Origin of the sequence: Oliverpabstia sp. (genome assembly GCF_022785585.1) — a bacterium.
Taxonomy (GTDB): Bacteria; Bacillota; Clostridia; order Lachnospirales; family Lachnospiraceae; genus Oliverpabstia; species Oliverpabstia intestinalis.
In genome coordinates, this window is record NZ_JALFPR010000019.1 from 1 (window position 1) to 8,166 (window position 8,166).

8 protein-coding genes and 1 pseudogene are annotated in these 8,166 nt (G+C 44.6%); 7 read left to right on the plus strand and 2 right to left on the minus strand.

From position 1 onward, the window contains the following. Positions 1 to 192: 192 nt before the first annotated feature. On the plus strand, positions 193 to 846 hold the full coding sequence (gene fsa / locus MSA64_RS00870; RefSeq protein WP_022172022.1) for a fructose-6-phosphate aldolase: 654 nt from the start codon (positions 193 to 195) through the stop codon (positions 844 to 846). A 65-nt stretch (positions 847 to 911) separates the two neighbouring features. Here the strand turns inward: fsa and MSA64_RS12165 are convergent, their stop codons facing one another. Next, positions 912 to 992, minus strand: a complete 81-nt coding sequence (locus tag MSA64_RS12165; RefSeq protein WP_408636476.1) for a DUF6783 domain-containing protein — start codon at positions 990 to 992, stop codon at positions 912 to 914. A gap of 91 nt (positions 993 to 1,083) precedes the next feature. On the opposite strand from MSA64_RS12165, the gene MSA64_RS00875 reads away from it, so the two are divergent. The 3 genes from MSA64_RS00875 to MSA64_RS00885 all read left to right on the plus strand — a co-directional run bounded on the left by MSA64_RS00875 (position 1,084) and on the right by MSA64_RS00885 (position 3,738). After that, entirely contained in the window at positions 1,084 to 1,920 is an 837-nt protein-coding gene (locus MSA64_RS00875; protein ID WP_154432836.1) for a transketolase, read from the plus strand. Continuing rightward, positions 1,908 to 2,846 carry a transketolase family protein gene (locus MSA64_RS00880; RefSeq protein ID WP_277663832.1) on the plus strand — a complete coding sequence of 313 codons (939 nt, stop codon included), beginning with the start codon at positions 1,908 to 1,910 and terminating at the stop codon, positions 2,844 to 2,846. Before MSA64_RS00875 ends, MSA64_RS00880 begins: the two co-directional genes overlap by 13 nt. A gap of 160 nt (positions 2,847 to 3,006) precedes the next feature. Further along, on the plus strand, positions 3,007 to 3,738 hold the full coding sequence (locus tag MSA64_RS00885; protein WP_287890154.1) for an HD domain-containing protein: 732 nt from the start codon (positions 3,007 to 3,009) through the stop codon (positions 3,736 to 3,738). Positions 3,739 to 3,770: 32 nt separating this feature from the next. Here the strand turns inward: MSA64_RS00885 and yyaC are convergent. Further along, positions 3,771 to 4,283, minus strand: a pseudogene (gene yyaC / locus MSA64_RS00890) (spore protease YyaC); the annotation flags it as partial. Between the two features lie 146 nt (positions 4,284 to 4,429). Between yyaC and MSA64_RS00895 the strand changes: the two are divergent. The 3 genes from MSA64_RS00895 (at position 4,430) to MSA64_RS00905 (ending at position 7,719) form a co-directional block, all read left to right on the plus strand. Beyond that, on the plus strand, positions 4,430 to 5,743 hold the full coding sequence (locus MSA64_RS00895; protein ID WP_158580550.1) for a LysM peptidoglycan-binding domain-containing protein: 1,314 nt from the start codon (positions 4,430 to 4,432) through the stop codon (positions 5,741 to 5,743). A gap of 90 nt (positions 5,744 to 5,833) precedes the next feature. Beyond that, positions 5,834 to 7,006 (plus strand): DUF5711 family protein, encoded by a 1,173-nt coding sequence (locus MSA64_RS00900; protein WP_154432834.1) that lies wholly within the window; start codon positions 5,834 to 5,836, stop codon positions 7,004 to 7,006. 14 nt (positions 7,007 to 7,020) lie between these two features. Next, positions 7,021 to 7,719, plus strand: a complete 699-nt coding sequence (locus MSA64_RS00905; RefSeq protein WP_106492039.1) for a CvpA family protein — start codon at positions 7,021 to 7,023, stop codon at positions 7,717 to 7,719. The last annotated feature ends 447 nt before the right edge of the window (positions 7,720 to 8,166 follow it).

Consider the following 8,166-nt stretch of genomic DNA (forward strand, 5'->3'; position numbering starts at 1 on the left):
AACTATTCAGTAGCCACTGTCCCGCGAGGTGTTTTGACATGAATATGTCAAAATCCCGAGACATACAAGCCAAAATGCCATCACCGAAGGTGATTTTTTATGCATTTTGGCTCGTAACTGTGAAGGTACTGAACAGTTACAAAACACCGAAAATAACCGGGCAGATTTCAGGAAAAACAGGAGGACAAAACAATGAGATTTTTCATCGACACCGCGAAAGTAGAAGACATCAAAAAAGCAAATGACATGGGCGTGATCTGTGGCGTTACCACAAACCCTTCCCTGATCGCAAAAGAGGGAAGAGACTTTAAAGAGGTCATCAAAGAGATCACTTCTATTGTAGACGGACCGATCAGCGGTGAAGTAAAAGCGACTACCGTAGACGCAGAAGGCATGATCGCGGAAGGAAGAGAGATCGCAGCGATCCATCCGAACATGGTTGTAAAGATCCCTATGACAGTAGAAGGTCTGAAAGCCTGCAAAGTGCTGACCGCAGAAGGCATTAAAACAAACGTAACACTGATTTTTACTGCAAACCAGGCACTGCTGGCTGCAAGAGCCGGTGCAACCTACGTTTCTCCGTTCCTGGGAAGACTGGATGATATTTCCACAAGAGGTGTGGATCTGATCCGCGAGATTGCTGAGATCTTCGATGTTGCCGGTCTGGATACACAGATCATCGCAGCAAGTGTAAGAAATCCGATCCACGTAACAGATTGTGCGCTGGCAGGTGCTGATATCGCAACGGTTCCATATGCAGTAATCGAACAGATGACAAAACATCCGCTGACCGATGCCGGAATCAAAAAATTCCAGGATGATTACAAGGCAGTATTCGGCGAGTAGGGGCTGGGAAGAAGCACGAGCATAAAAAGTATAGAGTCTTGCAATATTTTTGAAAATATGGCATACTAGAGCGTGTTTGAAAAAGGCTTTCTGCAAAATATACCACAAAGTGGGGCGTGCAGATTGCAGGAATGATTTTCAGACACGCTCTAAGACGGTGAATGAGCAATCATGTGTAACTGTGAAGAAAATGAACAGTTACAATAATTCAAAGCAGTGTACGGAAAGGAGTACAGAATGAACAAACTGGAGCTTCAGAAAGTAGCAAATGAAGTCCGCAAAGGAATCATAACCTCAGTTCATGCTGCAAAAGCAGGACATCCGGGTGGATCTTTATCAGCAGCAGATATTTTCACATACTTGTATTTTGAAGAGATGAACGTGGATCCGAAAGATCCGAAAAAAGCAGATCGTGACCGCTTTGTACTGTCCAAAGGACATACAGCGCCAGGTCTTTACAGCGCACTTGCACAGAAGGGATATTTCCCGGTAGAAGATCTGGAAACCTTACGTCATCTGGGATCTTACCTGCAGGGACATCCGGATATGAAACATATCCCGGGTGTAGATATGTCCAGCGGTTCTCTGGGACAGGGAATCTCTGCAGCGGTGGGTATGGCGATTGCAGGCAAGATGGACAATGCCGATTATCGTGTATACACGCTGTTAGGTGACGGTGAGATTCAGGAAGGACAGGTATGGGAAGCTTCCATGATGGCAGGATTCCGCAAACTGGATAACCTGGTAGTGATCGTAGATAACAACAATCTGCAGATCGACGGAACAATTGATGAAGTTTGTTCTCCATATCCGATTGATAAAAAATTCGAAGCATTTAACTTCCATGTGATCAATATCGACGGCAATGATTTTGATCAGATTGATGCAGCATTCAAAGAAGCAAAAGCAACCAAAGGAATGCCGACAGCAATCATCGCACACACTGTAAAAGGAAAAGGCGTATCCTTCATGGAAAATCAGGTAGGCTGGCATGGAACAGCTCCGAACGACGAGCAGTATGCAGTAGCAATGGAAGAACTGGAAAAGGCAGGTGAAGCATTATGTCAGAAGTAAAGAAAATTGCAACCAGAGAAAGTTATGGTAACGCCCTGGTAGAACTGGGAAAAGAGCATGAAAACCTGGTAGTTCTGGATGCAGACCTGGCAGCTGCCACCAAAACCGGTATGTTTAAGAAAGTATTTCCGGAACGCCACATCGACTGCGGTATCGCTGAGTGTAACATGATCGGTATCGCAGCAGGTCTTTCTACCGCAGGAAAAGTTCCGTTTGCAAGTTCTTTCGCAATGTTTGCGGCAGGCCGTGCTTTTGAACAGGTAAGAAACTCTGTAGGATATCCGCACCTGAACGTAAAGATCGGTGCAACACACGCCGGTATCTCCGTAGGAGAAGACGGTGCCACACATCAGTGTAACGAAGATATCGCCCTGATGCGCACGATCCCGGGTATGGTTGTCATCAATCCGTCCGATGATGTGGAAGCAAGAGCGGCTGTAAAAGCAGCATACGAATATCAGGGACCGGTATACCTGCGCTTTGGTCGTCTGGCAGTGCCGGTGATCAATGACCGCCCGGACTACAAGTTCGAGATCGGTAAAGGTGTAACTTTAAGAGAAGGCAAAGATGTGGCGATCATCGCCACCGGCCTGTGCGTAAACTCTGCACTGGAAGCAGCTGAAAAACTGGCAGCTGACGGTATTCAGGCAAAAGTTGTGAACATTCATACCATCAAACCACTGGATGGGGAACTGGTCGTTGCAGCGGCAAAAGAATGCGGTAAAGTAGTTACTGTAGAAGAACATTCCGTAATCGGCGGTCTGGGAAGCGCAGTTTGCGACGTACTGTGTGAGAAAGCTCCGACTCCGGTACTGAAGATCGGTGTGCAGGATGTATTTGGCGAGTCCGGCTCTGCAGTAAAACTTCTGGAAAAATACAAACTGGATGGCCAGGGTGTATACGAGCAGGTCAAAGCATATATGTAATTATTCAAAAAATAAATGTACAGAGCTTTACAGTAAGAGAACACTTACGGTATAATAAAACAGGGAATGGAGAGAAAGTTTCTCCATTCCCTGTTTTATAAAGTTGAAAAAGATGTCTGTATAAAAACTGTACAGCGGGAAAGTATAGGAGATCAGAAAAATGCCAGAAAAAATGTCAGCAAACCGGGCAAGAGATTCACGTGAGACGATCAGAAGAAAACGGAGAGAACGCACAAAAGAGAATCTGGAATTCTATGAGTGTATTCGTGATATCGTCAGTCATCCGGCTGTTCTGGAAATGAAAAAGTATTATCAGCACTGCGATACCGACTGTTATGAACACTGTCTGGATGTGGCATACAATAATTATAAAATCTGCAATAAACTGGGTCTGGATGCCCGCTCAGCGGCGCGAGGCGGGATGCTCCACGATCTGTTTCTGTATGACTGGAGAGAACACAGCAAAGAGACGGGAGACCGGCTGCACGCCATCACTCATCCGATCACTGCCTATCGAAATGCCTGCAAATATTTTCATCTGAACAAGGTGGAAAAAGAAGTAATTACCAAGCATATGTGGCCGGTATCCGTGATTCCGCCAAGATACCCGGAAACGTATGTGATCTGCCTGACAGACAAATACTGTGGTTCCCGGGAAATCATGGATCATTATGCAAAAGTATTACAGAACAAATACTGGGGTAAACCATTTGCGTGGTTTTTAAAACGGATCTTTGAGAAGGTGCCGCGCTCAGACCTGCTTCAGGAGATGCTGCCGGAACTGGTTTCGATGGAGAGGGCAGCCAGCCTAGATTCCTCCTTTGCCCAGCAAAGATCTCGTCGTTCTTCCCGGTGGAACCATCCGTCAGGAAGAAGGCCGCGTCGTTCATAGACAGGTGAAAAGGTATGAAGGATTCCATCGGTGATAGTATCTGCCATCTGCACGACAAAAGAAAGACGTGTGGTCTGTAAGAGAAAATGTTCAAAAGAACCGGAAGCGTTAAGAATTCCGGTAATATGGAGATCGCCAACCGCCGGGAGACTTTTGTGTACTCCGGATCCGGGATGAATCGGGCCGATACCGGCGGTGATATACCCGATATGTTTTTGAGAGCCGAGAGAGGCATCCACTGCGAGAATCAGCGCAGATGGATGTCTTTTTTTGATGTCTGCAAGTACGGATTCGAGATTCAGCGCATGAACCGGCGTATCCAGTGTTCCGTAAATATGGATATTTTTCCAGCGATGTCTGGAAAGCTGCTGACCGATCAGAGGACCAAGACTGTCGCCTGTGATCCGGTCACTTCCGATGCAAAGAATGATAATTTCTTTCCAGGGCCGGTCAATCTGTCCGATGCATTTTTTCAGCACATGAGCCAGTTCAGTGCTGGCGGTGCGTTTCTTTTCTCTGATATAATATGAAACTTCTCTGCGCATTCAGCTCACGCGTCCTTTCTTTGGGGATCCTATGGTATGCAGTAACCGGAAGAGTACAGAACAGTTACGGAATTTACCTATATTGTACCCGTGGCGATGAAAAAATATGCCCGTACGTTTTCCAAACAGAAAAGAAATCGCAGAAAATGTCGATAAAAAATCTGTATCTTCCTGCACAAAGCGGCAAAATCCGCATGGAAAACGGCGTATACTGTGGGCTAAAAGGGGTGAAGAGTATGATCGAAGTCATCTATAAAGAAGAAACCGATACTACAAAAGAAACTGCAGAGTACGTGAAGCTGCCAAATAACGTAAGACAAATCGGAGAAATCAAAGGGAAGAAAAAAATATATATGGAAGACTATGTCTACACCTTTTTGAAAAAGATCGCAAGAAATCCTCACGGAGACGAGGTGGCGGCGATTTTGTTTGGTTCCTGTCACTGGACCGGGCAGGGCGATTATATTTTTATCCGGAGCGCCCTGCAGATCCGGGATCTGGAGCTTTCGCCGGAACATATCCGTTTTGACGATAAAGTATGGGGACAGGTGTATGAAGACAGTAAAAAATATTTTCCGGAGCAGGAAATTGTCGGGTGGTTTGCCGGGTTTCCGGGATTTAATATGGAAATTACCGAAGAAATCCGTAAGACACATCTGGATCATTTTGCCGGCAATGACAAAGTGTTGTTTCTGATGGAGCCGGGTGAGATGGAAGAGGCGTTTTATGTCTATGAGAATAACCAGCTGGTACGTGTGCCGGGACATTTTATTTATTATGAAAAAAATGATCCGATGCAGGCGTATATGATCGATATGAGTGAGAATAAATCTATCGAGGAGACAGAACATGTACCGGACCGTGCAGTGATCGATTTCAGGAGGACGGTGAGAGGAAAGAAAAAAGAGACGACGGAGTCAGAGAAGAGTGAAAAAGCGAAAAAACATTCTGCGCGAAATCGTTGGCTTGCCGGGGCGTGCTGTGCGGCGGCGATGCTTGCGGTAGGTCTGCCTTATCTGAGACAGTATCAGAATGTTGAGGAAGTGGTACAGACAGAAGGACAGAGTGTTGCAGTGACCAGTGAGGCACAGAAAGCTGCTGAAGAACCACTGCTTTCTCCGATGGCAACTGAAGAGCCGGAAGAGAGTCTGGCACCGGTTCCGACACAGGATACCACCCAGGAGAGTCTGAATCCACAGGCGAACGGGGAAACATCGGAAGAAGTCAGTATATCGCCCACCCAGGAATCCATGCAGCAGGAAGAAAAAAAGGAAGAACAGCAGGCAACAGCTGATATTAAGACTATCACATATACGATTCAGAGAGGTGACACACTCACAAGTATCTGTCAGAAACAATATGGGACGATCAGCCGGATCAATGAAATATGTCAGTTGAACGGAATTTCTCCGGAAGATATCATTTATGCAGGCGGAAAACTTTTGTTGCCGGAATCATAAGCGGTGCTTTGAGCAGAAATAGAAATTGCCGAAGAGAAGACAATGTGCTATGATAAAAAACAGTAAAAAAGGAACAAATAAGGGGTAATTATGAAGATTTTGCAGAAGATAAAAGAATGGAAGCTGAATCGACCCGAATCTCAATGGAGCAAAAAGAAACTTGCGATTGCGGGTGCCGCACTTGTAGTGGCTGTCGGTCTTGTCATTGGAGGTAAGATTCTGGTGGATCACTGGCAGTTTAAAAATTACAAGGTGATCACGAGAACAGAGCTGGAAGACACGACAACGACAGCGGAATATGCAGAATTTGGTGATTATATATTAAAATACGGCGGTGACGGTGTGACACTTCTGAATGCCCAGGGAGAAGAAGTGTGGAATGAACCGCAGACCATGGAGAATCCGGTAGTAGCCATGCGTGGTGAGTATTGCGTAGTTTATGATAAGAAAGGAACGGATATTGGGGTTTACAATTTCAGTGGAAGAGTTACTGATATACAGACAAAACTCCCGGTAGAGAAAGTGTGCATCAACCCGCAGGGAATCACAGGTGTGGTTCTGGCAGATGGAGAGATAACCTGGATCCATGTCTATGACCAGAAGGGAGAGGAACTGGTAACTGCCAAAACCAGTGTAGACAATCCGGGATACCCGGTGGATCTCTCGCTTTCGGATAACGGGCAGCTGATGGCAGTTTCGTATCTTTGTGTCAAAGATAATCAGCCGGCAAGCTTTATGGCGTTTTACAATTTTGGCAATACGGGACAAAATCAGATGGACAATCAGGTCAGTGGATATAATTACGTGGGAACACTGATTCCACAGGTGAATTATCTGAGTGATTCTCAGACATTGGCATTTTCGGATAATGGTTTCCTGACATATAGTGGAAAACAGATTCCGGAAGAGAGTAACCGGATTACACTGGACGATGATATCCTGAGTGTCTTTCACGATGATCAGTATGTTGGAATGGCCTATAAGACCGGAAAAGAAAAGAAGTCGTATGAAATCGTGCTTTATACGACCGGTGGAGCCCAAAAGGCGAAGTTTACGGTAGATTTCGCATTTGACCATGTTGCACTCAGCAAGGAACAGATTTTTGTATACAATGAAAAAGAAGTGGGTATCTATACATTACAGGGAAACTGCCGATATCAGGGAACGATAAAAGAAGGAAATGTAGAAAATATTTTTCGGATCTCGGGAAATCGTTATATGGTGATTCTTGACAGCGGAACGGAAACCATTCGATTACAATAAACAGGAGAGAAAACATGAGTTGGCTGACATTTGTATTACTTGCGCTGGTACTGATCTTTGCGGTTCAGGGATTCCGAAAAGGGATGCTCCGCATGGCAATATCAATGGTATTCTTTTTAATGGTTCTTGGTGTTACGTCCTGGCTGAATCCGTATATCAGTGATTTTGTTCGTGAAAAGACCACCTGGCAGATCAGTATCGAAGAAAAATGTAATGAAGTACTGCTGGAGCAGCTGGAAGGCAGAGATGATCTGCAGAGCATCACAGGACAGGTATCTTATATAGAAGAACTGCCGCTTCCGCAGACAGTAAAAGACAAATTGATGGAAAATAATAATACAGAGATCTATAAGCGGCTGGCGGTAGAAAGCTTTGCGGATTATCTGGGAAAATATCTTTCTTATGGGATTATTAATGCCATCTGTTTTTTGATTTCGTTTGCGATTGCCACAATATTGATGTATATGATCCTGTATGCGGTTGATATTCTGACGGCATTGCCGGTGATCGGTACACTGAATCGAATCGGAGGTATCTGTATCGGATGTATACAGGGACTGATCTGGATATGGGTGATTTTCCTGATCATAACAATTATATGTGACACTCCGGCAGGAATCTACCTTCAGGGACAGATCCGGTCGGATCCGATCCTGACATGGATCTATGATAATAATATGTTGATGAAGATCGTATTACAGATCTTTGGATAAAAACAGTGTCTGCTTATGCGGACGCTGTTTTTATCTTTTTATAAATATCAGGAAGCTGTCCGAAATGTAATGATTAACACGAATAAATAAATTACAAGAAAAATAGTAAAAACTTATTGACAAATCCAGGCAGCGGTGGTATCCTATCAGAGTTGCGTCCGAGAGATCTCACAGAGATCACAAAGCTGTCAAAAAGAAATAAAAAAGTTCTTGACAACAGCCGGTTGGATGTGATAAGATGTCAAAGTTGCTGCAAGAGAGAAGTAAAACAACTTCAAAAAAGTTGAAAAAAGTTCTTGACAGGCAGGAAACAGCATGATATAATAGCAAAGCTGTTTGAGACAAACGGCAATGCAAAACCGATCTTTGATAACTGAACAGTGAAACACATTCCTCGAAAGTTCTTTTTAAAATCATAAAAACGAACGATCGAAAGATCCTTAAAAA